We start from the raw sequence: 24,790 nt of genomic DNA on the forward strand, positions 1-24,790 counted from the left end.
CCGCCGCACCACCCTCATTCTCCAATGTAATCGCTAAATCCACCGTCTCACCCGGCTCCAATATCCCATTACCATTACCACCAGTCACTAAATACTCCTGATACACCAATAACGGCGCATAAACAGTGACATTCACATTGCATGTCCAGGTGGTGTCGACGATGTCGGTGAAGTCAAGGGTGAAGTTTATTGCATGACCATCCGGACAGTTGTTCGCTACCGTGAAACTGTAGTTCGGCGTGGAGAGTGATGAATCTGACGGAGCAATATTGCCGTACCAGGAGGAATCGGTTCCCAATGAGATATAGGGATCTGATTCACTGATCAATCCGTATACGGAATTCGCAGTAGCGACTCCCAGGTTCTTTGCCCAGACACCGAGTTGAACGGTCTCTCCGGGGTTCGCCTGGCCGTTGTTGCCGTCGTTGATGATCGTGGAACCGGCAGTCACGTAGGGGCCGCTGGGCGCAATGACCATAGCATAGCCCTCATGCGGGATGAAATCGTGTTTTGTCACGGTGACGTACATCGTGTCACCTGGCGTCGTCGGTGAAATACTGAGTGTTGCAATACCCGCGGCATTCGTGTATTCGGAAACATGCATTTCCGGAGATTGTCCTGGTATCCACGCGCACACCAGAGCGTCTTTCAGCGGGCTTCCATTACCTGTGACCGATACCGTAAAATCGGCAGTCGCCGGTACTACGGCGCCGTCGTAGGTGACGACCATGCTGACCGGCACTTCGGTCCAGAGGTCGAGTGACGGGTCACCGAGAACGTGATAGCCTTCGTAATAATACTGCTTGAGAGATGTGGAAGACAGGTAGATACCGTCGTACATTCCATCCAGAGTGAAACGGGCGTGTTCAAACATGGAGTCGGCATAGATTGCTCTGTACCATTCTTTTTGAAGCCAGTCATCCTCGCTCCAATAAGTGGATGGACATGAACCGTAATACGCGACCGCTCCGCCATTCGCTTTTCTGATCCAGGATTCACCGCCGCACGGACCCGAGCCCCAGCCGAAATTGTTAGCGAGACAGCAGTGACCCGTAGCGATCGTCAATTTATCGCCATTGGTCAACTGGTTCACGTGCGTGACCTGGAACGGTGGCCCGTCATACCATCCATCGTCACTCCCGTGTCCAGACATCGTGGTCAGTATCCTTCCTTCGTTGACGTTAGTGAAGACGTCGGCTGTTGTCGCGCCATAGGTCTGCTCATATACTTTGTATGTCGTGTAGCCGTACGGATCCATGAACATGCTGGTACAGTAATTGTGCGTGCCTTCGGTTATCGAGTAGTTGTCGTTGCCGGCAAGGAAAGCATCCTTCTTAAACCATGATGCCATATCCGGCAATTGGGCTTTCTCGTACTTCAGTATCTTGTCGACCACCGTTGTAATATGCGTTGCCGTTTCGACTGACAACCTGCCGTAGAGTATGTCAGGTAGATAACCAGAGCCGTCGGTTTCGGCGTAGTAAAGGTCAGTGACTTTTTGTGACTGGCTGCCAGTCGGCGCCGGTATGTATCCTCCATTGACATCACCAACCAAAAGAAGATATGTCGGCAGCGGATTTTGCGCGTCGATGTAGTTCTCAATGCCAGCAATAGTCCAGGAAGTGATTGTATCCTGGTTTGCCACCTTGACCTTGAAACCCTTCTGCTTCAGCCACAATGCGAGGTCGTTTACCTGGGTCTGGAAGCTGTTGTGAGTGATGATGAGATAATGTATTGGCAGGGGCAAGACGTCCCTTGTGATGTTCTCATACATGGTGTAATTCGCAACGCGGCGTTTGATGAAATCTTCGAATAAAGGCGAATAGTCTGTCAGTATTTCTTTTCGCGTTTGTGTCATATCGCCGCCGGTAAAGGTCACCTTCAATTCGAATCTTGTGTAGCACCGCAGTATCTTCGTGACCGGATTATACTGTAGCGGTGTGATTTCTATGACCGCAAGGCGGTGACCTCGCATCAGGTCTTCGCTTTCAATCCTGGCTATGCCTTCAGGGTAGAGTTCGTTCTGTGCATAGAGTTTGCTGTCGATTTCAAAAACCGGCTTCTTGCCCGGCATCTTTTCAACTGGAGCCAGTACCGGCATTATTCTTTTGTCGATTCCGACCGATTCCAGTTCGATGTCCCGGTATTCAGCGTTGGTTATCTCGATAGCGATCTCCGCGCCGTAGGGCACACCCACGGTCTTCTTGATGGCCGGCATTTTTGGTTTACCGAGTTCTCCGGTGTGATAGCCATCTGGTATGCTCAGTAGCGCAAAGATTTCGTTTTGCGTATCGACCATGCCTTTTGTATCGATATCTTCTGCCGCAATGCCGAAAATATCGATGTCCATCGTCACAGAAAGATCAGTTGCGGAGACGGTATATGTTTCCGCGCCGCGCATTGACGCTCCCTGCGTAAATGGTATCCAGTTTGCGCCAAGCATAGCGCAAGACAGGAAAGACAACAGGGCAATGTTCTTCTTGTTAATATGCATGAAATGCATCATACCTCCTGAGTATGTTGTTTCTTATTGCATCTAATTGATAGCTGTGTAGTTGGAAAATCCTGGATCCGTCTTTCAATTTCTTTCACTTTCATAAAATCTAATTGCCATGTAGCAGCATGATATTTCCGTTGTTTTGCTGCTGTTGATCCCCCGAGACATGTTTCAATAAATGTGGAGGGGGGTCCAAAAGGGGGGTTATTAGCATAGGAGGTGTCTTATTGGACCTCCCTCCTGACATCTTTTAATTCATTTAGTATTATATTATATAATTATAGCGAGATTTCTACACTTGTCAATATTGCTGATAACCTGTTGCCTGGCTGCTCCATGCCAGAAGACTCCTCAATGAGCAATATCCAGGCACCCGGCTCGCATCAGTACCTGAAAAGTACACCGCCCCAGGTAAAACCGGCGCCGAACGCGACCATCAGCACGATATCGCCCTTCTCGATCCGTCCGGTCTTTGCTGCTTCATCCAGGGCTAGGGGTATGGAAGCAGTCGACGTATTGCCGTACCGATCCAGGTTAACAAGGACCCTATCCATGGGCAGGTGGAGCCGTTTTGCGCTTGCTTCAATGATCCGGATATTTGCCTGGTGCGGGATGAGCAGCTTGACCTCGGAGGCCGATACGTTTGCCTTCTTGAGAGTGATGACCGCGGCTTCGCACATGGCCCTGACCGCCAGTTTGAATACTTCATTGCCCTGCATTTTGATGACATGGAGCTTTTGATCCACTGTCTCGTGGCTCGGTGGCATTCTCGAACCGCCTGCCGGCTGGTGCAGGAGTTGCCAGGAAGAACCATCAGAAGCGAAATGAGATGCGAGTATTCCGGTAGTCGAATCACCTGTCTTTAGCAAAACGGCACCCGCGGCATCGCCGAAGAGTACGCACGTTGTACGGTCAGTATAATCGGTAATCCTGGTCAGAGTATCGGCGCCAATGACGAGGACATTATCATAACCATTCATTACGAAATTCTCTCCTATCCCGAGGGCATAGAGAAAGCCCGTACAACCTGCGGATATATCGAACGCCATTATTGAGGGTGCACCAAGCCTTTTCTGGAGAAGACAAGCCGTTGAAGGAAATGGCATGTCCGGCGTGGCAGTGCCAACGATTATCGCGCTGAGATTCTTGGCTTTGATGCCTGCAGATTTGAGCGCACGTTGCGAGGCAATGAATGCAAGGTCGCTCGTTGCCTGGTTATCGGCAGCGACGTGACGTTCCTGGATCCCGGATCTAGTTCTGATCCATTCATCAGATGTGTCGACAATTTTCTCAAAGTCAGCATTGTTCAAGATCCTGTCGGGTGTATAGCTACCGATACCCGCAATATATGCTCTCACGACATCACCCTCTTTCGTATCTCTTCGACAAGATTGTGCTCGGCACAGGTCTTGGCCAGCCGAATGGCGTTCTTAAGGGCATGCGGTGAGGAATGGCCGTGGCAGATGATGACAATTCCGTCCACGCCAAGCAGGATACCACCGCCGTATTCTTCGTAGTTAAATTTCGCTTTCAAATCCTGTACTGCCGGTTTGACGAGAAATTGTCCGAACTTGCGGCGCATCACGGCATCCACGGTATCTTTCAGCATATGCCAAATGATGTCGATCATTCCTTCTGAAAACTTCAGAACGACGTTTCCGGTGAAACCGTCGCAGACGATCACATCGGCGAATCCCTTCATGATATCATTGCCTTCAATATTACCGATGAAATTCAAATCACTCGACTTAAGATTCTGATAAGCTTTCTGCCTTGTTTCATCACCTTTTGCGCTTTCCGCTCCGATGTTCAGCAAAGCGACACGCGGTCTGTCTTTGGCGAAGACAATTTCGGCGAACGCTGAGCCCATCAGCCCGTAATTGAAATAGTCGATCGTTTTGGGATGAATATTGGCACCTACGTCTAGCATTACTGAATAGCCTGATTCAGTAGGTACGGTTATTGCGAGCCCTGCTTTGGGTACACCTTTGATCAGGCCCAGATTTATCATGCTGAAACCCAACATCGCACCAGTGTTGCCGGCACTCACAATTGCATCGACCTCGTTCGTCTTTAGTTTTTCGACGAGAATGGACTGTGATGAGTTTCTCTTCTGACGCACGGCAACGCTGGGTATTTCGTGCATGCCGACGACGTCATCAGCCAGGCGGAAATTGAAACCGAGGTTTTTTACATCATTCTCATAGTCACCTTTACCAATGACCAACAGGTCACAAACTGGCTCTTCCTTGAGCATCTCCAGAGCATGTAGTTCGCTTAGCGGGGCCTGATCAGAGCCCATTAAGTCAAATCCGATTATCAACCTTTCTCCTTCTCTTCTTTCGGCGGAACGACGAGTCTGTTGTTGTAGTTACCGCAGTTCGGGCAGATGCGATGGGGGAGTTTCGGACTATGGCATTTTGGGCATTCTACATAACTCCTCGGCCGAACCTTCTTCTGGGAACGTCGTTTGTTCTTTCTGGAGTGCGAGTGTCTTCTCTTAGGTACTGCCATCTAGCCTCCTTGTAAGTCTAAATGCATAAACATAACTCTCACCTGAATCTCGGTATTGCACCGTTAATAAATGCCACATCTATCAGATCGGCGTCGGTGATTACTGTGGGTAGAGGTCGGTTGCAGTAAACCAATCGTTGATCGATGCAATGCGCTTTCGTTTGTCCTCTGGTAATCTGAACGGTCGCCCGCGACAGTCCAGCATTATTCCTACCATGCCGCCTTTTATAGTGGTCTGGATTTCCTTGCCCCGGCCGTCCCCGATGTCGAAACCTTTCTCAGGATGGAGGATAACCGCCGCTTCATCTTGCAGCCCCAATGGAATGAGTTTTATTTCACCATATTTTACCGAGTGTTCCTCGACGTTGCCGTTGCCGTGGTCAATGCTCATCTTCAGAACATTGGTACCCTCTTTACCTTCGCCGACGGGTGCAATGCATGTGCCAAGCGGTACGAGACAGTCTTTGTTGAAGACTTCGGTCGCCGATTTCTCGTGCACCGTCGAAAGAACGCCCAGGTGAGGCATCATGAAGATCGAATCGACCGCCAGCCTTGTTATCCCTTCAGGTAGAAATGCATCAACCATCATCAATGTTGCCTGGTTTCGGCGCGGGGCATGGGAGAGTATGCCGCCCGATCCGATAAGCAGGTTAAGACCCATAAGATCGATAAGGGTTTCTCCGGTCATTGATTGGCTAAACGCATCGGAAATCGTTCTTTCCTGTTGAATACCCTTGAGGCCCACGGCCATCGACTTGTGCTGTTCAAAGGCCAGTCGCAATGCCTCCCTGGCGATTGCCTGTTCGATCTTCAGGTCTTCCAGGGTGTGAGGTATTGTGGTCGGCCTGATCATCTTGTTCCTTATGCGATTTCGCAGATCCCTTTCATCCATTTCCATAGGCAACCAGCGCACGATGTTCGCTATGCCGCTTTCGGCGAGTACATTACTGATTGAATAAGACATGCCGAGGTTGGCGCTGACCGTACGGTTGAAGATCTCCTGGAATACCGAGAACACGTCAGTGGTAGCACCGCCAATATCGACCCCGATCACCGATATTTTTTCTTTCTTTGCGACTATTTCCACAAGCAATCCGACCGCACCCGGTGTGGGCATGATCGGCACGTCGGTCATGGTCATCAGTGTCTTATAGCCTGGAGCATGTGCCATGACGTGTTCCATGAATTGATCGTGAATTTTGTGGCGAGCAGGGTTTAGGTTTTCTCTCTCCAATACCGGCCGGATATTTTCGACAACGACGAGCGCGGTATTTTCTTGCAGCGTTTTCAGTATTATGCCGCGGGCATCTATGTTGCCTGCATAGATTACCGGGAGTTGATAACCAACGCCGAAGCGCGGCCTCGGATCGGCAGCTTTTATCAGCTCGGCCAGTTCCACGACGTGCGATACGGTACCGCCATCAATGCCACCCGACAGTAATATCATGTCTGGTCGAAGGTTTCTTATACGTTCTATCTTCTGATGGGGTAACCGGCCGTCATTCGAGGCGATCACATCCATCACTATCGCTCCAGCACCCAATGCAGCGCGGGCTGCACTCTCCGCGGTCATCGTTAGAACGACGCCGGCGACCATCATTTGAAGTCCTCCCCCGGCTGAAGAAGTTGAAACATAGAAATCAACACCCTCGCCATCTTTTACGGTCTTGATAATATCTTCTCCGTCCAGGATTTTGACCTTGGAGAGTTCCTCGACTTCCATCACCGCATTGAGTACACCTTTTGTGACATCCTCATACGGTGCTTCGACCGTTGTCGGCGCTTCTCCGCGTACGATCAATCGATATTCATCCCCTCTCTTCTCAATTAGAATTGCCTTGGTTGTGGTGCTTCCACAATCAGTGGCCAGAATTCTTTGCGGTTCTTTTCCTTTCATCCCTTTCCTCCTCAAGACGTTCAATCTCGCAGATCAACGCCTCAACATTACTCCGGTTTTCCAGCATCGCGGCTATCTCTTCGTACTCACGAAAAGAGAATAAAGCTCGATAGAAGGGTTGCATGAAAATCATGAATTGGTTTCCCAGGAAAGATAGTGGCTTTGATGATTCCAAGAAAATGATCGCCACCGGTGAAAGACGATAGTCGATTACTTTCTGGGCGATTTTATTGATCAAAAATTTCTTGCGCTCTTCGGTTACTTCGAATTCTATATTTTCCATCTTATTTTCAGTTGTTTGATTGCCTTGACCTCATCGAGACGACGGACCGGCGTATTGTGCGGAGCATTCTTTAACAAGTCAGGATTTTCTCTGGATTCTCCGAGAATATCCTTCATCACGGATATAAAATGATCCAGTGTTTCTTTTGATTCGCTATCGGTCGGTTCAATCATGAGCGCTTCGCTGACGATCAACGGGAAATATATTGTCGGCGCATGCAAACCGTAGTCCAATAAACGCTTTGCCACATCGAGAGTCCTCAGACCTGCGTCTTTAAGTTTCCGTCCGGAAAGAACACCTTCGTGCATGCAGTAATCAGTATAGGGCAGAAAATAATCATCCTTCAGAGATTGGATAATATAATTCGCATTAAGGATGGAAGATTTCGATATGCTCTTCAACCCATCCCTGCCCACGAGGCGCAGGTAAGTGTATGCCCTTACCATTACCAGAAAATTGCCGTAGAACGATTGAACCTTGCCGATTGAATCAGGAACATAAAAATCAAAGCGATAAGTCTTTCCGTCGCTGACGATTACTGGAACTGGCAGAAATGGTCGGAGAACTTTCGTCACGGCCACTGGTCCGGAACCAGGCCCGCCACCGCCGTGAGGCGTCGAAAAAGTCTTGTGGAGATTAAAATGAACGGCATCGAACCCCATATCGCCGGCTCTGGTGATGCCCAGGAGGGCATTAAGATTTGCGCCGTCGAGATAAACAAGCCCTCCTTTGTCATGCACGATACCAGTGATCTTCCTGACATTCTTCTCGAATAGTCCGAGGGTATTGGGGTTGGTCAACATGAGGCCGGCAACTTCAGGTGTCATCAGTGCCGACAATTTCTCCACATCGACCAATCCATTTCCGCTGGACGGCAGGGTCAGGGGTCGGAAACCTGAAAAATTGACGCTCGCGGGGTTTGTTCCATGTGCTGAGTCTGGTACGAGGATGTATTTCCGGGCTTCATTCTTCTTGTTGAAGTAGGCTTTGAACATGCTGATTGCGGTGAATTCGCCCTGGGCACCCGCGGCCGGCTGTAACGTGATAGCATCCAAGTTCACCACTGCCTTGAGATACTCGCCCAGTTCATACATCAAGGCAAGAGCTCCCTGGGTCGTTTTCTGCGGTTGTAGAGGGTGTATCCTTGTGTATCCGTGCAGGCGAGCCGTTTCTTCGTTGATCTTGGGATTGTATTTCATGGTGCATGAGCCCAGCGGGTAAAAATTCTTGTCGACATGGTGGTTCAACACTGATAGGTTGACGAAATGCCTCACTACCTGTGGTTCACTCACTTCGGGAAGAGGGGTGAGCATCTGACGTCTGAAAACACTTGCTAGCTCGTACGTGGGCACATCGGTCGATGGTAGTGAGTAGCCCTTTCGTCCAGTCCTGGTCTGTTCAAATATGAGCTCCACGATCACTATCTCCCGTGTATTTCGAAGAATTTCTCGAACGACCGGTCGTAAGTTCTCTCAACATCATTGGGGAAGCAGCAGGCCGGTAACTGGCGCATTCTCAGGTGATAACTCAAACAGTCGCAGCACTTGCCTTTTCTGGAACATGGTTCATAACTGCAATTGCAATTCCTCAAATTGTCGGCAGATTTGCATTCCATCGTCAATTATAGCAAAAAAAAGAGCGGTGTCAACTGGACAGAAGGACTCGTGACCTCTGCTTATTGATGTTGACATGTTACAGACGATAAGTAGAATTGACTGCAGGAATCGGCCGGGATGATAAAGCATAGCCGTCTGTACATCCTGTAAGATCTGGTACTGCGCGCCAGAAAGGAGCGGTCATGATGGAGGTGAGGCGAATCCTGATTCATAGGTTGTGGTGCGTGGTTCATGGAGTAGCTTTGTGTTAGATTTTTCGGTATCTTAGGAGGTGTTGTGGCAAAAACAACGGTGCAGCAACTTGGTGATTTCGGGCAGAGTGTGTGGATAGATCATATAAGCAGGTCGCTACTCAAGACCGGAAGACTAAAAAAGCTCATTGGCCAGGGCGTGCGTGGTCTGACATCAAACCCGACGATTTTCGATAAGGCAATTAGCAAAAGCTCTGACTATGACCAGTTGATCAGGGCATTGAAGGAAAAACATGCATCCACTTTCGAGATCTATGACGACATAACGGTCAAGGATATTCAAGATGCTGCCGATCTCTTTCGGCCGATATACGAAGAAACAGAGGGATCGGATGGCTATGTCAGCCTTGAGATCGATCCCAGGCTCGCAGATGATACCGAGGGGACGATCACCGAGGGAATGCGTTTGCATACAAAGGTGGCGCGTCCAAATTTGATGCTCAAGGTGCCAGCAACAGATGAAGGATTTGCCGCGATCTCCGTGCTGCTGGAACAAGGCATAAATGTAAACGCTACTCTTATATTTTCGATGCGGCAGTATGTGAACACCGCTGTTGCCTACTTGAAGGGGATCGAGAATTTGCTGGCTCGCGGAGGAAACGCCAGACCGGTACATTCCGTCGCCAGTGTCTTCGTGAGCAGGGTTGATACTTTGATCGATGATATCATCGACAGCGGTCTGAATGAAGTGTCGAACACCGCCAAACGGAGGGAACTGACCAGGCTGAAAGGCATGGCCGCAGTTGCCAACTCGGTGATAATATATGACAACTACTCTAAAATGTTCTCTGACACGAGGTTTGGAACCCTGCAAAGGCAAAGCGGTAACGTCCAGAGATTACTATGGGGTTCAACGAGTACAAAGAATCCCGCCTACAGCGATGTCAAATACGTTACTGAACTCATCGGCAAGGGTACGGTCAACACGATCCCCGAGAAGACCCTCGAAGCATTTCTCGAGCATGGTGAGGTAAAGGAGGCATTGCCAGGAGACCTTGAGCAAGCACGAGCGATCATCCAGACGTTCGCCGATCACGGGATCGACATTGATGACGTATGTAGCAGATTACTGAAGGATGGTGTCGCTGCATTCCAGGATTCCTTTTCGTCCCTTCTGAAGGCCATCGAAGTAAAAGCGGCAAAGCTCTGAATCGATGAATATCTGTTTTATGTAGTTTTCATCTCGGTAGTTTTTTACCAGGAGTTTGTATAATATAGCGAATGTAAGAGGGAGGAACAATGAAAGTAGAGAGGAATGTTGTAGTATATGCCGTCCTCGTATCCTGTATATTGCTGCTCCAATGCGGTACGGTCTCATCGGTCAAACCACTGGGCGTCGGTAATAAATCAATCGTTTTTTCAGCCGGCGGTCCTGTGGCGCCGGTTTACGACATGGACGTGCCCCTGCCATATTCTGTGCTCCGTTACCGGCTCGGTTTGAGCGACAACACCGACATACATGTTGGAATTCATCCTACGATGGCGCTTTTTGGCAATCTCGGAATCGACGCCGGACTTACCAGACATTTCATGCGCAGTCTTGGAATGCGTCCCGGGATTTCGGCGGGTCTGGCGCTCTATGGTTTTTACGATTTCGGAGATCTGGATCACATGCGGGCTTATCCGGAGCTTTCCATGATTTTCAGTTACGATATTTTCCGTTCCAGCCATGTAGTATACCTCGGCGGGCAGGGTATGATACAGTTCGCTGAACCTTACATCGTACCTGCCGCCGTTGCGGGCGGAGAATTTTCTCTAGGCAGAAATTTCGCATTGAGTCTTGAGACGAGGTGGTACGCCCCTACTGAATCCAGCGACGACAGGGTGGTCGACTTCAGACTAACACCATTCGGCCAGGGTGCATTGGGTTTTGTCCTGGGGCTCGGATACAAGCTATAAGGGGGAGATATGAAAACGCAAATCATCATTCTTTGTATTATAGCGCTCTTCGGCTGTGTCCGGATTATCAGCCTTGACGATTTTCTTTATGAACCAACGACGGTCGATGAATACCTCAGGTATGAAGATCTCGTGGAATGGGGTACCCGATTCATAATTCCTGATTCGCTCGTTGAATCCGTAGTTCTCTCTTCAATGGGCAGCAGGATCTACGGGTTCTTTGTGAAAGGCAATCCCGACTCGGTTGCCAACAACTCGGTGACGATTCTGTACTGTCACGGCAGAGGTGAGAACATCAACCGCTACTGGGTGCGGGTCGAGTATCTCTGGGAAATGGGATTCAATGTTTTCATATTCGACTATCAGGGTTATGGGATGAGCGAAGGTTCACCCTCTGGTGAAGCACTCTTCTCCGATGGCCGTGAAGCACTAACATATGTACGCACACATCCTGATGTGGACACGGCAAAAATCGTCTACTATGGTTGGTCCCTGGGTACTTTTGTGATAACGTACCTGGCCGCGGAGATCAGCCATCCAGCCTCAGTAATTCTTGAAGCGGCAATCGCGTCAGCCACTGCACTGCTACGGGATTCTGGGTTGCTCAATCTGACCGGCTCCTATGTTGTCGATGCCGACTTTGACAACGAAGGCAGAATCGCAGATATCGGAAGTCCTCTGCTTATGATGCACGGCAGGGCCGACGATTATGTGGTCTTTGACCGCCATGTGCCGCAGATCTGGGATAATGCTGTAGAACCCAAGGAATTCCTATGGGTCGAGGAAGCAGAACATGACGATATCCCGGAGGTATTGGGCAGTGTTTATCATGGCACGGTGATAGACTTCTTAGTCCGTCATGTCCTGAACTGAGGAGGTAACACCATAAGCCCCCTAATTTCTTGACAAAACTAAACTTCCGGGTATAATAGTTGTCTAAAGGGCGAATAGCTCAGTAGGCGAGAGCGTCTCCCTTACAAGGAGAAGGTCACCCGTTCAAGTCGGGTTTCGCCCATACACAGCGCATGTAATAAAAAGGAGAGGATGGTGCTTAGGGGTAAAAGAGGTATTAGAGGGGGGCTCAAGCCCCATCTGGAGGATCCCTACCTTACAAGAAAGAGCTACAAGGAGCCGACCGTGTGTCCGCGTTGCGGATTGGTTTACCGATACAGACGCTGGCAGAAAATGCCTGGTTTTGATCCGAAGGAAGCGGTGGAACGGCACAAATGCCCTGCGTGTCGGAAAGAGGAGGATCATTACGTGATGGGGATCGTTTACATATCGGGCGATTTTTTCAGACTGCGGCGTCAGGAAATGGTCAATATGCTCATGAATGAGGAGAAGAAGATTTTGAACCATAATCCGCTCGACAGGATCATGGGTATTCTGGATGAGGATAAGGGCATAAGGGTAGAGACAACCTCGGAGAATTTGGCAATACACTTTGGGCGCACGCTTTATCACGCCTATGGCGGGGATGTTGAATATAAATTTTCTGACGAGCAGAAATTGGCAAGGGTTTTTTGGCATAGAGAAAAAAAGGAGGAAAGATGAAAATCAAACCACTTTATGACCACATTCTTGTTGAACGAATAGAGGAGGAAGTGAAGAAGGGTGGTATCATAATACCGGATACTGCGAAAGAAAAGCCTCAGCAGGGTAAGGTGATTGCGGTAGGTGGTGGACGTAGAGATGAAAAGGGAAATCGAATTCCGCTTGAGGTCAAGAAAGGTGATACCATACTTTTCGGTAAGTATGCTGGAAACGAAATAAGAATAGATGATAATGAATATCTAATTATCCGCGAGGATGATATTTTAGGTATAATTGAGAAAACGAAATAAAAAGGAGACAGAAGATGGCAGCCAAAGAGATTAAATTTAGCGAAGATGCGAGACGGTCGATACTCAGGGGTGTCAAAATGCTCTCAGATGCGGTGAAGGTAACGCTTGGTCCCAAGGGCAGAAATGTGATTCTGGAAAAGAAATTCGGCGCGCCCACGATCACCAAGGACGGCGTTACGGTCGCAAAAGAGATCGACCTCGAGGATAGATTCGAGAACATGGGTGCTCAGATGGTTAAGGAAGTAGCATCCAAGACTTCGGACGTTGCCGGTGATGGAACGACGACCGCCACGATACTTGCTGAAGCCATTTATCGTGAAGGTCTTAAGACCGTGACGGCAGGCGCTAATTCAATGGAAGTCAAAAAGGGTATTGACAAAGCCGTGGAGAGTGTCGTTGCCGGTTTGAAGAAGTTGTCGACGCCGATCAAGGGGTCGACCGATATTGCTCAGGTCGCTGCGATATCAGCTAACAATGATGAGACGATCGGTAAGTTGATCGCAGATGCAATGGAAAAAGTCGGTAAAGACGGTGTGATTACGGTGGAAGAAGCAAAGGGTATGGACACAACACTCGACGTCGTCGAAGGAATGCAATTTGACCGTGGTTATCTGTCACCTTACTTCATCACCAATCCCGAACGCATGGAAGCGGTCCTGGAAGACGCTTACATTCTTCTATACGAGAAGAAGATCAGCGCGATGAAGGACCTGGTACCATTGCTGGAGAAGGTGGCACAGAAAGGCAGACCCATTGTCATCATCAGCGAGGAAGTTGAGGGCGAGGCTTTGGCAACGCTCGTAGTCAATAAGATTCGCGGAACACTATCCTGCGCGGCAGTCAAAGCACCGGGGTACGGCGATCGTCGCAGGGCGATGCTCGAGGACATCGGAGTACTCACTGGCGGTAAGTTGATTTCCGAGGATATCGGCATCAAACTCGAGAACGTGCAGATATCTGACCTCGGTCGTGCAAAACGTATCACAATCGACAAGGAAAATACTACGATAGTCGAAGGCGCTGGGAAGAAGGATGATATACAGGCACGCATCGGACAGATAAAGAACGAGATCGAGGAAACGACATCAGACTATGACAAGGAAAAACTGCAGGAACGTCTTGCAAAGATGGCCGGTGGGGTTGCGGTTCTGAACGTCGGCGCAGCAACCGAAGTTGCAATGAAAGAGAAGAAAGCTCGCGTGGAAGACGCCCTGCACGCAACAAGAGCGGCAGTAGAAGAAGGTATCGTACCAGGCGGCGGAGTTGCCTTTATTCGCTCCCTGCCCGACCTCGAAAAGATGAAGCTCCCCGGAGATCAGCAGATCGGCATCGAGATAGTCCGGCGCGCTCTGGAAGAACCGACCCGGCAACTTGCCGCCAATGCCGGTAAGGAAGGTTCGGTCATTGTCGAGCACGTGAAGAAAGAGAAGGTCAACGTGGGGTACAATGTGATGAGCGAGAAACTCGAGGATATGGTAGAGGCGGGCATAATTGATCCTACCAAGGTCAGCCGTACCGCGCTCCAGAATGCGGCGAGTATTGCGTCACTGTTGGTGACGACTGAGGCCGTTGTGGTTGAGAAACCAGAAGAAGAAAAAACGCCGATGACGCCGCCGGGCGGATATGGTGGTGAATATTAGGAAGAAGGTGTAGGAGGTTGGGGTCAAGGAGGCGCAGGCATTCGAGCCTCCTGACCCTGACTCTCCTTAGCAGCGTTATGCCTACATACGAGTACGAATGTAATGATTGTAGATATCGATTCGAAGAATTCCAGAAGATCACCGATAAGCCGCTGACCCGATGTCCTAAATGCAGCGGTAAAGTCAGACGGTTGATTAGTGGTGGTGCAGGTTTGATATTCAAAGGTAACGGATTTTACGTCACAGACTACAAGCGTTCGCATCTGCCGGAAAGGAAGGAAAGAAAGGGTACCCAACTCAAAGAACCCGATGCAAAGCCCAAACCACCTGCAAATGTCCCTAAAGAATCAAAAGACTGAGCTGGTCATTTTCAGTGCATAACCCCGCAAGATTTTTACTTATCCTTGGTCTGGTTTTCATCTCTATTGGATGCATCTTTTTGCTGTTCCCGAAACTTTCTATGTTCAGGCTGCCCGGGGACATTATGTTGAAGAAAGATAATGTGGTTTTTATTTTTCCGATCGCCACAGGAATACTCTTATCCATTATCCTGACCGTAATCCTCAATCTTTTGCAGCGCAAATAACGTTCCCTGAGCGAGGGTGATTGTTTAGATGAAAGAACTACAATTCCAGTCGCCCGTATTTTTTTGTGCGGGTGAACCATCGGGGGACGTCTATGCAGGTCTCTTCGTCAAGCAGCTCAAAGGGCAATTTCCGAATGCAAAAATTTTCGGCGTGGGTGATGGCAACATGCAAAGGAGTGGTGTAGAAATTGTTGTGGGATACGAACGGCTCACGGCTTTTGGTCTGAGCGACAGCCTATCGTCCCTATTGTCTCATTATTCGTGCTACAGGCAAATCACGCGGAGATTGTTAGATTCGAATTCCAGGACCTTTGTTGCGGTAGCATATCCCGGTTTGAATATGCTGTTGTGCAGGGCGGCCAAGCGGCACGGCATGAGGGTTTATTACATGCTTCCACCGCAGATTTGGGCATGGGGCCGGTTCCGGAAGAATCTTCTGAAAAGATGGGTCGACACGATTATTTCGTTCTTTCCGTTCGAGGCTGATGTCTACCGCCATCTTGGCCTTGAGACGATCTTGCTTGACAACCCACTCGTTAGAGCATTGAGTACATACAGGAGAGAAAAAAGAGGTGAACGCATTGGTTTCATGCCGGGGTCCCGGAGGTCCCAAATAGCAAGGAATCTGCCAGTCGTTCTCGAATTGGCGAGCTTCATAGAAGCTCGAAGATCAGATATCGAGATGTGCTTACTTGCGTTCGATGCACGGAGTGCTGCCGACCTCAGAATCCGTCAAAGCATGTTACCAGTTTTTTATGACAACCGATATCAGATGATGAAGGATTGTGATCTGCTTGTTGTCAGTTCAGGCACCGCCTCGCTCGAGGCAGCAGCCATGCGCGTTCCCCAGATTTTCTTTCATCGTGTATCGTCTCTGGATGACCGGATACTGAGAAAGTTCGTTCACGTGGATGAGTTCAATCTTGCCAATCTATACTACGGTAAGAAGATCGTTCCGTGTTACGTAACTGGCGACTCTCGCCGGCTCGAGCAGCAATTGAAGGACGCTCTCACCGCATACTTATAGGTAGAAAAAATCACTCAGAACAATTGTCGGCGGCTAATGTCGCGCGATCTGATTTTCCGACCTGGATATCTTACGGGATCTATGTCCGTTGTTTGGTGATTTTGCCTACATCTGCGGCAATTGCCGCCTTCAAGCTGCTATCATCGGCAAAATGCTCTATGCCGCGGATACGTTCCCTGAACTCTATACGCACGGTCTTCCCATAGAGATCACCTGAGAATTCAACGATATACACTTCCAGCAGATCGTGGCGACAAAACATTGCACCGGAGTATTGATGGCCCGAAGCGTTTATTTTTACCATGTATACGCCATCGAGCGGTATCAGCTTGTTTGACGGCGTTTGGATGTTGATTGTGGGAAATCCAAGTTTCTTGCCCTTGCCCTTTCCTTTGATCACCGTACCTGATACCGAATACGGGCGCCCGAGCAGCCGATTGGCCGCCTTTATGTTTCCCAATAACAGTAATTCACGTATCCGAGTGCTCGATATTGCTCCTTCATCGCCTACTTTTGCCATGACCTCGACCTTGAATAGACCACGGGCAAGGTTTGTCAGAATATCTGCATTGCCCTTTCGCATGTTGCCGAAATGAAAGTTCTCGCCGACGACTATGACGGAAGGCCTTATTTGGAGGGCAATTAACTGGACAAATCTCTCCGGGCTGTATCGTGAAAAGACATCGGAGAACGTGAAGTAATAGATGAAATCTATGCCGAGTTGTTCGAAGATCTCTTCTTTCTCTCCGCGCGGGGTCAAACAACATATCGGCGTTTTTTTCAGGATGAAGAATGGCAAGGGTGCGAAGGTGATTATGCCCACTCTTTGGTCTTTGCCAGTTAACTGCTTCAACCGGTGGACGATTGCCTGATGTCCACGATGAATGCCATCAAAACTCCCGATACCACAAACCGAGTGCTCGGTGATCGGGTCGGTACTATCGGTTAATACTAACATGCCATGTCTCGTGCGATCATTCCCAAACTGCACGCCTGCGATACTTTGTGCTTGCCTATCCTCGTTCTCCTCAGAGTAAGCAAACACGCTCCATAACCGATTGCTTCTCCAAAGTCATGCACGAGAGATCGGATATAGACACCTTTGCCGACAACTGCTTTGAATGTCAGGATGGGCGGGTCAGCGATTTCGATGTCAAATGATTTGATGAATACCCCGCGGGGTTTCATAGGCACGAATTCATTCTGCCGGCTAATCTCATAGAGTCTTCGTCCACCACGCTTGAGTGCAGAGAAGCGGGGCGGTATTTGCTGTACTTCACCGACAAACTGCTGGGCAACCCGGTTCAATGCCTTTAGATCTAAGTCGATCGGTGCATTTATTGTGGATTCATCTAGCGACCCCGTGATGTCATAGGTGTCAGCAGTGATGCCCAGGAGCATCTCACCGGTATATTCTTTATCCAGTTTCTGGATCGCATCGAATTGCTTGGTCGCGCGATTGAACAGAAGTATCAATAAACCACTTGCGAAAGGATCCAGGGTTCCCGCATGCCCAACTTTATTAATTTTTTTCTGCAGCATTCGCACGACCTGGAAGGAACTGAAACCAACTGGCTTGTCAACCAGGAGAAATGAGTTTCGATCATCATCAACTGTCGCCATTATTGTGATCAGGATTTTTCCTTGATCTCGCGTAGTATAGCGGTGAGTATTTCTTTTTTTGCCTCGGGGATTGTTTTTTGCAGCCGAAGTCCGGCAGCGAGGCGATGCCCGCCACCTCCATATCGACGGGCAAGCTGATCGACGTCGATGACACCGTCGCTCCGAAGACTTATTCTCGTGCCACCTTTTTCTTCGCGCAGGAACATCGAAACCCTGACTCCCTTTATGGCCTCGAGAAAAGAGATGAAATTTTCCGAGTCAGACATCTCGGCACTGCTTCTTTCGAGCATGTCCTGGAAAAGATACATCATGGCCACGCCGTCCTTGACTTCGATCGTGCTCAAGACTTTCGTCAGCAGGGCTGTGCCACTGAGTGTCTTCGCATTCAATTTCTTAACCAGGAGGTCAGGTCGTACACCGAACCCGACCAGTTCGCTGGCGATCTGCAATGATTCCCTTGTCGTGTTAGCGTACACGAAACCGCCAGTTTCGTTGTATATACCGCAGTAGAAAATATCGGCAAGATGTTTATTGGTCTTTATCTTGAGACGTTTGAAGATGAAATAGATGATCTCACATGCAGACGAAGCGGTTTCATCGATGATCCGCAATGCTCCGAAGGAATTGTTACTCCGATGATGATCTATATTGATGATGGTTTTATCGCGCAGTTGCTGGTCAGTGACTTCCGGAAAAATTCTTGAAATCCCTGCCGAATCGACCGCAATCAACAGATCGAAATCAGGAACCTTGCGCGTGAACTGCCAATTACCTAAAAGGAATTGATATTTGACCGGGATGCGCGAGTGGCAGAAGAGAACAGGCTTTTTCCTGTGATAGTGCTTGACGAGATATGCTGCCGCTAGGGCAGCGGCGATACCGTCGCCATCCGGATCTCGGTGTGTGGCGATTACGATTCGGTTACTGGTCTTTATTATCCTTACTAATTTGGTTAATGAGTGCATCAATTTTCTTCCCGTATTCATAACTGTTATCAATCTTGAATTCAATATCGGGTATATGTCTCATTCTTACTCGGTTAGCTAATTCTGTGCGTATGTAGCCTTTTGCACGGTTGAGAGTGGCCAGCCCCTCATTTTTGTCATTCAGACTTGAGAAATATACGATTGCCTTCTTCAGGTCACTGCTGACATCCACCGTGGTGATCGTTACCAGCCCCAGTCTGGGGTCTTTGATCTTGTGTTCGATTATTTCGGATACCGCGCGGATCAAAACGGAAGCGATTCTATCTTTTCTCATTAGGTTATTTCAATGTCGTAATTCAACAGGGATACATCGTGGAATCTATCTATATAATCCAGCGCCGTTCTCAGCGACGAATCAACGTGTTGTCTGCTGTTACCGCAGGTTACCAGTCCCAGCTGAGTACGCTGCCATAATGACAGGTCTCCGAATTCGCAAATTGCCACGTTATATCGATTCTTCAATTTTTCTTTCAGGCTGGCGACAATCCGTCTCTTTTCCTTCAGTGAATGGCAGTTATCGATGTGCAGGTCCAGGTCACAACGACCGACGAAAAATCTATCTGACATCCTTGCTGGTTTGTTCTTCGATTTTATAGAATTGCATCACATCATCTTTCTGGATATCGGATATATCTTCAAGACCAATGCCACATTCATAGCCAGCGGTCACTTCTTTAGCGTCTTCTTTGAATCTTTTCAAGGAAACTACCTTGGCGGTGGCTATTTCTTTTTTCTCGCGCATCAGGTGGGCGATACAATTCCTTAAGACCTTACCGTCTTTAACGTAACAGCCGGCGATGACACCAGCGCGCGGGATGTTGAATACTTCGCGCACCTCAGCTTCACCGATGAGGATCTCCTGTAATTTTGGTTCCAGCATTCCGAGCATCGCGGCTCTCAAATCGTCGATCGCTTCGTATATCAATCGGTAAGTCCTGATTTCGACACCTTCACGTTCGGCGCTTTCTAGTGCGTTTGTGTCGGGACCGACATGAAAACCGACGCATATTGCGCCGGTCACCTCGGCGAGCAAGATATCTGAGACGTTTATCTTACCTACGCCTTTGTGCACAACTCTCACCGATGCCTCGTCAGTAGTCAGTTCCTGGAGTTTCTCGTCGAGCGCTTCGGCAGAGCCTGCTGTGTCAGCTTTGAGCAGAATCTTGAGTTCCTTAGTTTCCCCTGCCTGGATTTTTTCTTGGAGGTTGAGCAACGTGAGTTTTGATTTAGGTGCCAGCCGCCGGCTGCGATCCCTCAATTCACGCTGCGCCGCGAGTTCACGCGCCCGGTGTTCATTGTCCACGGCAAGGAATATTTCACCTGCTTGCGGCAGCCCACTGAAACCTAGGACGAGAACCGGTGCAGATGGTCCTGCTTCACTCACTTTGTCATATTTCTCATCGAACAGTTCCCTGACCCTTCCGAAATGAGGTCCGCACACAAAGGGATTGCTCTTACGCAGAGTACCCTCCTGAACCAGGATGGTTGATACATTACCTTTACCGCGGTCCAGGCGTGCTTCAAGGACTACTCCCTTTGCGCTTTTGTTCACAGGTGCTTTCAAGTTCAATTCTTCCGATTTGACCAAGATCGCGTCGAGCACATCGGGTATGCCTTTGCCTTTGAGCGCCGAAACCTCGACACAGATTGATTTGCCGCCGAAATCTTCGATAACCACGTTTGCTTTTGCGAGTTGTGTCTTGACGAGATTGATATTCGAATTCGGCAGATCGATCTTGTTGATGCAAACTATTATCGGAACACCGGCCGCCCGCGCATGATCAATGGCCTCTACGGTTTGCGGCATGACCCCATCATCGGCGGCAACGACCAGGATGACGATGTCTGTTACCTGAGCGCCCCTTGCCCTCATTGCCGTGAATGCTTCGTGACCGGGTGTATCAAGGAACGTGATGATCTTATCGTGGTAAGCGACTTGATAGGCAGCCATCTTCTGCGTAATCTTGCCGTATTCTTTCTCTGCGACTTTAAGTTTTGTGATCGCATCAAGCAACGTGGTCTTGCCATGATCAACATGGCCCATGACGGTGACAACTGGCGGCCGCTCGGTCGATTCGGTTTTTTCTTCAGTCTTCACCTGTTCTTCGATCGATACCGTTTTGACTTTGCAGCTCAATTCGTCGCAAATGATGGAGATCGAATCGATGTCGAGACGCTGATTTACACTGACCATTAGCCCGAGGTCCATGCATTTCTTGATCACTTCGCTGACCGGTTTGCCCAGCGCCTGGGCCAGCTCGGCAACGGTCATGAAATCCGTAACCTCAACGACTTTCTCTTCAGGTGTGGCTTCGATTTTTTGCGGGATTTCCCGTTTGTAGTGTTTCTTTGTTTCACGCTTCTCGAGCTTGGCAAGCGTTGATTTCACTTTTTCTTTGATCTCTTCTTTGTTGATCTTCTTCTTTTTCTCTTTTGCCCTTGGTTTTGACCAGCGTCGGGTGAATTCCTTCCTGACGCGTTTTTTCTCCTCCGATATCTTCGTCTTGATCTTCTTTATCTCTTCGTCGGTGAGAGCAGACATGTGCCCCTTGGCCTTGATCCCGATCTCTTCAAGCATTTTTATTAGAGCCGCGCTTGATAATCCCAGACTCTTCGCGACGCTATGAACCTTGTTGGCCGGCATCTTCTGGCTCCTTTTCGTCCTTGGGTCTCAGGGTTTCCAGCAATTCCTGCACCGCATCATCTTCCAGTGAGAGGAGAAATTTCAGTTCATCGACCGGTGCGTTGATGACCGCGAGTATGTTCGTATATCCTTTCTCGATGAGCGCTTTCTTAAGGCTCTTCTTCAACTGTTCGACGTCTTCGATTTTCATATCGGCGAGTTCCTTCTCCTTCATCTCCTTTTCGTATTCGGATACTTTCTTTATTTCGATATCCACTTCGCATAATCTCGACGCCAGGTCAACGTTCACGCCGTTCTTGCCGATTGCTTTCGAGTAGTCATCGTCTGGCACGATCGCCAGCACATGTCCTTCGGCAAGGGAGATTACCTCTTTCACTTTGGCCGGCGAAAGGCTGCGCGAAACCTGTATTGTTGGTTCCTTGCTCCACTGAATGACATCGATGCGTTCTCCAGAAAGCTCTTTGACCACCGATTGAATGCGGCTGCCACGATATCCGACACAGGCGCCGATCGGGTCAACCTTTGGATCAAGTGTCTGAACTGCAAGCTTTGCGCGCACACCTGGTTCGCGTACGATTTTCGCAACCTGAATGATGCCATCTTTGATTTCTGGGATTTCGTAGAAAAGCAGGCGTTCGAGAAACTTGGGATCGGTTCTTGAAAGAATGATCTTAGGCCCCCATTGTGCCCGGTCAACACGATGGACCACTGCGCGAATTGGTGAGTCCAGCCGGTAATGCTCTGCTCTCATCATTCCGTAGCCGGGTATTACCGCTTCCACGGGACCAAGGTCAACGAGTATTTCGTTGCGGCTTACCACCTTCACTATGCCCTTAACGATCTCGCCGATTTTTTTCTCGTACTCGACGAGGATTCGGTTCCGTTCTGCCTCGCTGACTTTTTGAGTCAACGTCTGCTTGACCATTTCAATGGCAGTCCTACCCAGATCTCCAATGGAAAGCGGGGTGCGGAAGACATCACCAACCTTGTAGCTTTCTTTTACTTGCCTCGCCTCCTCCAAAGAAATTTCCGTCTCGGCGTCGGTAACTTCCTCGACAACCTTCTTTGTTACGAAGATCTTTATGTCACCGGTCGACTTGTTAACCGTGACTTCGGATTCCGTATTCTTCCCGAATTTTCTCTTCACCCCAGTAGAAATTGCTTCGGCCAGTGACTGCATTACATAGTCGAATTTTACCCCCCGAGCGCGGGCTACGGCTTTCATGTTCTCGATTATCATTTTAGCATCATTTGTCATATATTCACTCCTCGACCACATTGGCTCGCTTGATTGAAGCATAGGGTATAGTACGTTCATCTTTTCCTGATGCCACAATGACTCCGTTTTTCTTTGTGCCTCTCAAATATCCCCTGATTTTTTCATTTCCCGTGTCGATTTCCACAACGTTACCGACAGCCCAGGCGTAGTGCTCGGGTTTCTTGAGAACGCGTTCGACGCCAGGTGATGATACCTCAAGTGTATAAGGAAAATTCATCAGATCCCTTTCATCGAGTTCGCGTGATATGATGTTGCTCGTCTTCTGACAGTCTCCGATCGTAACGCTTCCTTTCTCCTTATCAATGTAAACCCGTAATGTTCGTGATACATCATTGTAATCAAAGTCATAGAACCTCAAACCCATATTTTTGGTTATCTCGTCAATGGTCCGCGCGATCTGATTCAAGTCCAAATTCCTATCCATTAATTCTCCGATAAAGAAGTTCTTTTATCTCGGCGCATTTCGTCACCATTTCGGACTGGCTCGCCGTGAATACTTCACCAGTTTCTCTTATGTAGATATCGAGCCGATTATTCTTGATGCCCCTTGGGCCAATTGTAATACGTATCGGGATGCCAATTAGATCTGCATCGTTGAACTTGATTCCGGCCGATATGTCCCGGTCGTCTATAATAACCGAGAATCCCGCCTTAGTCAACAACTGGATCACTTCATCGCTCGTCCTCATGACGATCTCTTCATGCGGATTCAGGATCGTCAGGTGTATTTCAAAGGGTGCGATCGAAATAGGCCAGACGGCACCGCGGTCATCACTTTTTTGCTCGCAGGCACAGGCCATTATACGTTCGAGCCCGATGCCGTAGCTGCCCATTATTATAGGTTTTGAGTTGCCTTGTTCATCCAGGAAATTTGCCCCGAGACTGATTGAATACTTGGTGCCGAGCTTGAAGATATGACCAAGTTCCAGCGCGCTTTCGATATGCATCTCTCCACCGCACTTCGGACATCGATCACCAGATTTTACTTTCCTGAAATTGTCGTACTTGCCAACCTTCACATCGCGGCTCAAATTCAACCCCTTGACATGATAGCCATCGCGGTTTGCGCCGGTTATCATGCCTTGTGCATCACGTAACAGATCATCCGCATATACCGTCAGGTTATCCATGCCTGCTGGTCCAATATATCCTGGTTGGGCCCCGAATGTTGATTGTATCTCTTCGGCGCTTGCCGGTTCGTAGCTATGTCCGAGCTGGCGCTTGATCTTATCTTCACTGATCTCGTAATCACCTCGGATCAGTACTAGTACTGGGTCCTTTCCGGTCGCCGTGAAGAAGATGCTTTTTACGAGATTCTGCGGGGCGACATTGAGGAATTGAGTCACTTCCTCGACGGTGCGTTTTTCAGGGGTGGGGATCTGTTCTATCGGTGTATCCTGGAAAGACATATGTTCCCCGTCTCCGTCGGCGACCTGAATGTTCGCGCGGTAATCACATTGCTGACAAATTGCCAGTTGATCTTCGCCGCCGGAAACGATTGCCATGAATTCCTTCGATTCTCCTGTACCCATTAACCCGCCGGATGCGTCGACGACTACAAAATCCAGACCACACCTTTTGAAGATCTTTCCGTAAGCCTGCTTGTGCAGGTCGAAACTCTGGTCCAATCCTGCCTCGTCGTAGTCGAGGCTATATGAATCTTTCATGATGAACTGCCTGGACCTGAGCACTCCAGAGCGTGGTCTGGGTTCGTCTCGAAATTTTGTCTGTATCTGGTACCAGATCTGCGGCAGATCCCTGTAGGAACGGATCTTGTTACGCGCGGTGTCGGCAACAATTTCCTCGTGCGTAGGGCAGAGGCAATATTCGCGGTCCTTACGGTCTTTCAGCCGAAACATGTCATCTCCGTATTCTTGCCAGCGACCGGATTCTTCCCACAGTTCCTTGGGGGAAATTGCGGGCATCAGCAGTTCCTGGCCGTTGATCCTGTCCATCTCCTCCCTGATGATGTTGCTGATCTTCAGGAGAATACGCCAGCCTAGTGGTAAATAAGTGTGAATACCTGACGCGAGCTGTCTGATGAAACCACCGCGAAGCAGGATGCGGTGGCTTTTTGATTCAGCCTCTTTAGGATCTTCACGCAAGGTAGCTATTAGCGATTTGTCAAATTTCATAACTTGTAGTATACTATATATTAAGAGATATGTCAATACCAGTAGGTTTTGGCTGATCCTCATGGAGGC

Annotated in this window: 26 protein-coding genes and 1 tRNA gene; 10 read left to right on the forward strand and 17 right to left on the reverse strand. The window is 49.1% G+C overall.

The window, feature by feature from the left end:
• From OEV79_07250 to OEV79_07285, 8 genes are all read right to left on the reverse strand, one after another.
• On the reverse strand, positions 1 to 2,503 hold a 2,503-nt coding region (locus tag OEV79_07250), incomplete at its 3' end, for a C25 family cysteine peptidase (protein MDH4211230.1).
• A gap of 377 nt (positions 2,504 to 2,880) precedes the next feature.
• On the reverse strand, positions 2,881 to 3,855 hold the full coding sequence (locus OEV79_07255) for a ketoacyl-ACP synthase III (protein MDH4211231.1): 975 nt from the start codon (positions 3,853 to 3,855) through the stop codon (positions 2,881 to 2,883).
• On the reverse strand, positions 3,852 to 4,820 hold the full coding sequence (gene plsX, locus OEV79_07260) for a phosphate acyltransferase PlsX (protein MDH4211232.1): 969 nt from the start codon (positions 4,818 to 4,820) through the stop codon (positions 3,852 to 3,854). Before plsX ends, OEV79_07255 begins: the two co-directional genes overlap by 4 nt.
• A complete protein-coding gene (gene rpmF / locus OEV79_07265) occupies positions 4,817 to 5,011 on the reverse strand; it encodes a 50S ribosomal protein L32 (protein MDH4211233.1) in 195 nt (64 codons plus the stop codon). Before rpmF ends, plsX begins: the two co-directional genes overlap by 4 nt.
• Positions 5,012 to 5,111: 100 nt before the next feature.
• Complete coding sequence (locus tag OEV79_07270) at positions 5,112 to 6,908, reverse strand: glutamate mutase L (protein MDH4211234.1); 1,797 nt, start codon at positions 6,906 to 6,908, stop codon at positions 5,112 to 5,114.
• Positions 6,871 to 7,191: a hypothetical protein gene (locus tag OEV79_07275; protein MDH4211235.1), complete on the reverse strand. Its 321-nt coding sequence runs from the start codon at positions 7,189 to 7,191 to the stop codon at positions 6,871 to 6,873. The genes OEV79_07270 and OEV79_07275 overlap by 38 nt, the downstream gene beginning before the upstream one ends.
• Positions 7,179 to 8,615, reverse strand: coding sequence for an aminomethyl-transferring glycine dehydrogenase subunit GcvPB (gene gcvPB, locus OEV79_07280; GenBank protein MDH4211236.1), 1,437 nt, complete (start codon positions 8,613 to 8,615; stop codon positions 7,179 to 7,181). The genes OEV79_07275 and gcvPB overlap by 13 nt, the downstream gene beginning before the upstream one ends.
• The gene (locus OEV79_07285) at positions 8,612 to 8,806 is read right to left on the reverse strand and encodes a DUF6485 family protein (GenBank protein ID MDH4211237.1); all 195 of its coding nucleotides are present in this window, start codon (positions 8,804 to 8,806) and stop codon (positions 8,612 to 8,614) included. The genes gcvPB and OEV79_07285 overlap by 4 nt, the downstream gene beginning before the upstream one ends.
• 277 nt (positions 8,807 to 9,083) lie before the next feature.
• Between OEV79_07285 and tal the strand changes: the two genes are divergently transcribed.
• From tal to OEV79_07335, 10 genes are all read left to right on the forward strand, one after another.
• On the forward strand, positions 9,084 to 10,208 hold the full coding sequence (tal, locus tag OEV79_07290) for a transaldolase (GenBank protein MDH4211238.1): 1,125 nt from the start codon (positions 9,084 to 9,086) through the stop codon (positions 10,206 to 10,208).
• A gap of 89 nt (positions 10,209 to 10,297) precedes the next feature.
• A complete protein-coding gene (locus OEV79_07295) occupies positions 10,298 to 10,957 on the forward strand; it encodes a hypothetical protein (GenBank protein ID MDH4211239.1) in 660 nt (219 codons plus the stop codon).
• A 9-nt stretch (positions 10,958 to 10,966) separates the two neighbouring features.
• Positions 10,967 to 11,830 carry an alpha/beta hydrolase gene (locus OEV79_07300; protein ID MDH4211240.1) on the forward strand — a complete coding sequence of 288 codons (864 nt, stop codon included), beginning with the start codon at positions 10,967 to 10,969 and terminating at the stop codon, positions 11,828 to 11,830.
• Positions 11,831 to 11,898: 68 nt separating this feature from the next.
• Positions 11,899 to 11,972 (forward strand) — tRNA-Val (locus OEV79_07305).
• A 32-nt stretch (positions 11,973 to 12,004) separates the two neighbouring features.
• On the forward strand, positions 12,005 to 12,511 hold the full coding sequence (locus OEV79_07310) for a BCAM0308 family protein (protein ID MDH4211241.1): 507 nt from the start codon (positions 12,005 to 12,007) through the stop codon (positions 12,509 to 12,511).
• On the forward strand, positions 12,508 to 12,801 hold the full coding sequence (gene groES, locus OEV79_07315; protein MDH4211242.1) for a co-chaperone GroES: 294 nt from the start codon (positions 12,508 to 12,510) through the stop codon (positions 12,799 to 12,801). Before OEV79_07310 ends, groES begins: the two co-directional genes overlap by 4 nt.
• Before the next feature lie 14 nt (positions 12,802 to 12,815).
• Positions 12,816 to 14,441, forward strand: a complete 1,626-nt coding sequence (gene groL / locus OEV79_07320; GenBank protein ID MDH4211243.1) for a chaperonin GroEL — start codon at positions 12,816 to 12,818, stop codon at positions 14,439 to 14,441.
• Positions 14,442 to 14,518: 77 nt separating this feature from the next.
• Positions 14,519 to 14,800 carry a zinc ribbon domain-containing protein gene (locus tag OEV79_07325; protein MDH4211244.1) on the forward strand — a complete coding sequence of 94 codons (282 nt, stop codon included), beginning with the start codon at positions 14,519 to 14,521 and terminating at the stop codon, positions 14,798 to 14,800.
• A 14-nt stretch (positions 14,801 to 14,814) separates the two neighbouring features.
• The gene (locus tag OEV79_07330) at positions 14,815 to 15,027 is read left to right on the forward strand and encodes a DUF2905 domain-containing protein (protein MDH4211245.1); all 213 of its coding nucleotides are present in this window, start codon (positions 14,815 to 14,817) and stop codon (positions 15,025 to 15,027) included.
• Between the two features lie 28 nt (positions 15,028 to 15,055).
• Positions 15,056 to 16,054 (forward strand): hypothetical protein, encoded by a 999-nt coding sequence (locus OEV79_07335; protein MDH4211246.1) that lies wholly within the window; start codon positions 15,056 to 15,058, stop codon positions 16,052 to 16,054.
• A gap of 79 nt (positions 16,055 to 16,133) precedes the next feature.
• On the opposite strand, the gene ribF is transcribed toward OEV79_07335, so the two are convergent.
• The 9 genes from ribF to OEV79_07380 are packed head-to-tail and all read right to left on the reverse strand — an operon-like array spanning position 16,134 to position 24,721.
• The gene (ribF, locus tag OEV79_07340) at positions 16,134 to 17,012 is read right to left on the reverse strand and encodes a riboflavin biosynthesis protein RibF (protein MDH4211247.1); all 879 of its coding nucleotides are present in this window, start codon (positions 17,010 to 17,012) and stop codon (positions 16,134 to 16,136) included.
• Positions 17,006 to 17,677 carry a tRNA pseudouridine(55) synthase TruB gene (truB, locus tag OEV79_07345; GenBank protein MDH4211248.1) on the reverse strand — a complete coding sequence of 224 codons (672 nt, stop codon included), beginning with the start codon at positions 17,675 to 17,677 and terminating at the stop codon, positions 17,006 to 17,008. The genes ribF and truB overlap by 7 nt, the downstream gene beginning before the upstream one ends.
• Before the next feature lie 8 nt (positions 17,678 to 17,685).
• Positions 17,686 to 18,642 carry a bifunctional oligoribonuclease/PAP phosphatase NrnA gene (locus tag OEV79_07350; protein MDH4211249.1) on the reverse strand — a complete coding sequence of 319 codons (957 nt, stop codon included), beginning with the start codon at positions 18,640 to 18,642 and terminating at the stop codon, positions 17,686 to 17,688.
• Positions 18,599 to 18,937 carry a 30S ribosome-binding factor RbfA gene (rbfA, locus tag OEV79_07355; GenBank protein MDH4211250.1) on the reverse strand — a complete coding sequence of 113 codons (339 nt, stop codon included), beginning with the start codon at positions 18,935 to 18,937 and terminating at the stop codon, positions 18,599 to 18,601. The genes OEV79_07350 and rbfA overlap by 44 nt, the downstream gene beginning before the upstream one ends.
• Positions 18,937 to 19,230 (reverse strand): DUF503 domain-containing protein, encoded by a 294-nt coding sequence (locus tag OEV79_07360; protein MDH4211251.1) that lies wholly within the window; start codon positions 19,228 to 19,230, stop codon positions 18,937 to 18,939. The genes rbfA and OEV79_07360 overlap by 1 nt, the downstream gene beginning before the upstream one ends.
• A complete protein-coding gene (gene infB, locus OEV79_07365) occupies positions 19,220 to 21,307 on the reverse strand; it encodes a translation initiation factor IF-2 (GenBank protein MDH4211252.1) in 2,088 nt (695 codons plus the stop codon). The genes OEV79_07360 and infB overlap by 11 nt, the downstream gene beginning before the upstream one ends.
• Positions 21,285 to 22,565, reverse strand: coding sequence for a transcription termination factor NusA (gene nusA, locus OEV79_07370; GenBank protein MDH4211253.1), 1,281 nt, complete (start codon positions 22,563 to 22,565; stop codon positions 21,285 to 21,287). The genes infB and nusA overlap by 23 nt, the downstream gene beginning before the upstream one ends.
• Positions 22,566 to 22,569: 4 nt before the next feature.
• Complete coding sequence (locus OEV79_07375; GenBank protein ID MDH4211254.1) at positions 22,570 to 23,010, reverse strand: ribosome maturation factor RimP; 441 nt, start codon at positions 23,008 to 23,010, stop codon at positions 22,570 to 22,572.
• Positions 23,003 to 24,721: a proline--tRNA ligase gene (locus OEV79_07380; GenBank protein ID MDH4211255.1), complete on the reverse strand. Its 1,719-nt coding sequence runs from the start codon at positions 24,719 to 24,721 to the stop codon at positions 23,003 to 23,005. The genes OEV79_07375 and OEV79_07380 overlap by 8 nt, the downstream gene beginning before the upstream one ends.
• Between the last annotated feature and the right edge of the window lie 69 nt (positions 24,722 to 24,790).

The sequence above is a fragment of the candidate division WOR-3 bacterium genome (assembly GCA_029858255.1).
GTDB lineage: Bacteria > Hydrothermota > Tepidihabitantia > SM23-42 > SM23-42 > SM23-42.

What these genes read in the sequence shown, in the direction of transcription:
- groL (MDH4211243.1), top strand. Translation starts at nt 12,816, where the DNA reads ATGGCAGCCAAAGAGATTAAATTTAGCGAAGATGCGAGACGGTCGATA.
- nusA (MDH4211253.1), bottom strand. Translation starts at nt 22,565, where the DNA reads ATGACAAATGATGCTAAAATGATAATCGAGAACATGAAAGCCGTAGCC.
- truB (MDH4211248.1), bottom strand. Translation starts at nt 17,677, where the DNA reads ATGGCGACAGTTGATGATGATCGAAACTCATTTCTCCTGGTTGACAAG.
- rbfA (MDH4211250.1), bottom strand. Translation starts at nt 18,937, where the DNA reads ATGAGAAAAGATAGAATCGCTTCCGTTTTGATCCGCGCGGTATCCGAA.
- groES (MDH4211242.1), top strand. Translation starts at nt 12,508, where the DNA reads ATGAAAATCAAACCACTTTATGACCACATTCTTGTTGAACGAATAGAG.
- OEV79_07360 (MDH4211251.1), bottom strand. Translation starts at nt 19,230, where the DNA reads ATGTCAGATAGATTTTTCGTCGGTCGTTGTGACCTGGACCTGCACATC.
- OEV79_07285 (MDH4211237.1), bottom strand. Translation starts at nt 8,806, where the DNA reads ATGGAATGCAAATCTGCCGACAATTTGAGGAATTGCAATTGCAGTTAT.
- OEV79_07380 (MDH4211255.1), bottom strand. Translation starts at nt 24,721, where the DNA reads ATGAAATTTGACAAATCGCTAATAGCTACCTTGCGTGAAGATCCTAAA.
- OEV79_07350 (MDH4211249.1), bottom strand. Translation starts at nt 18,642, where the DNA reads ATGCACTCATTAACCAAATTAGTAAGGATAATAAAGACCAGTAACCGA.
- infB (MDH4211252.1), bottom strand. Translation starts at nt 21,307, where the DNA reads ATGCCGGCCAACAAGGTTCATAGCGTCGCGAAGAGTCTGGGATTATCA.
- OEV79_07270 (MDH4211234.1), bottom strand. Translation starts at nt 6,908, where the DNA reads ATGAAAGGAAAAGAACCGCAAAGAATTCTGGCCACTGATTGTGGAAGC.
- ribF (MDH4211247.1), bottom strand. Translation starts at nt 17,012, where the DNA reads ATGTTAGTATTAACCGATAGTACCGACCCGATCACCGAGCACTCGGTT.
- OEV79_07335 (MDH4211246.1), top strand. Translation starts at nt 15,056, where the DNA reads ATGAAAGAACTACAATTCCAGTCGCCCGTATTTTTTTGTGCGGGTGAA.
- OEV79_07375 (MDH4211254.1), bottom strand. Translation starts at nt 23,010, where the DNA reads ATGGATAGGAATTTGGACTTGAATCAGATCGCGCGGACCATTGACGAG.
- OEV79_07295 (MDH4211239.1), top strand. Translation starts at nt 10,298, where the DNA reads ATGAAAGTAGAGAGGAATGTTGTAGTATATGCCGTCCTCGTATCCTGT.
- OEV79_07275 (MDH4211235.1), bottom strand. Translation starts at nt 7,191, where the DNA reads ATGGAAAATATAGAATTCGAAGTAACCGAAGAGCGCAAGAAATTTTTG.
- OEV79_07300 (MDH4211240.1), top strand. Translation starts at nt 10,967, where the DNA reads ATGAAAACGCAAATCATCATTCTTTGTATTATAGCGCTCTTCGGCTGT.
- OEV79_07325 (MDH4211244.1), top strand. Translation starts at nt 14,519, where the DNA reads ATGCCTACATACGAGTACGAATGTAATGATTGTAGATATCGATTCGAA.
- rpmF (MDH4211233.1), bottom strand. Translation starts at nt 5,011, where the DNA reads ATGGCAGTACCTAAGAGAAGACACTCGCACTCCAGAAAGAACAAACGA.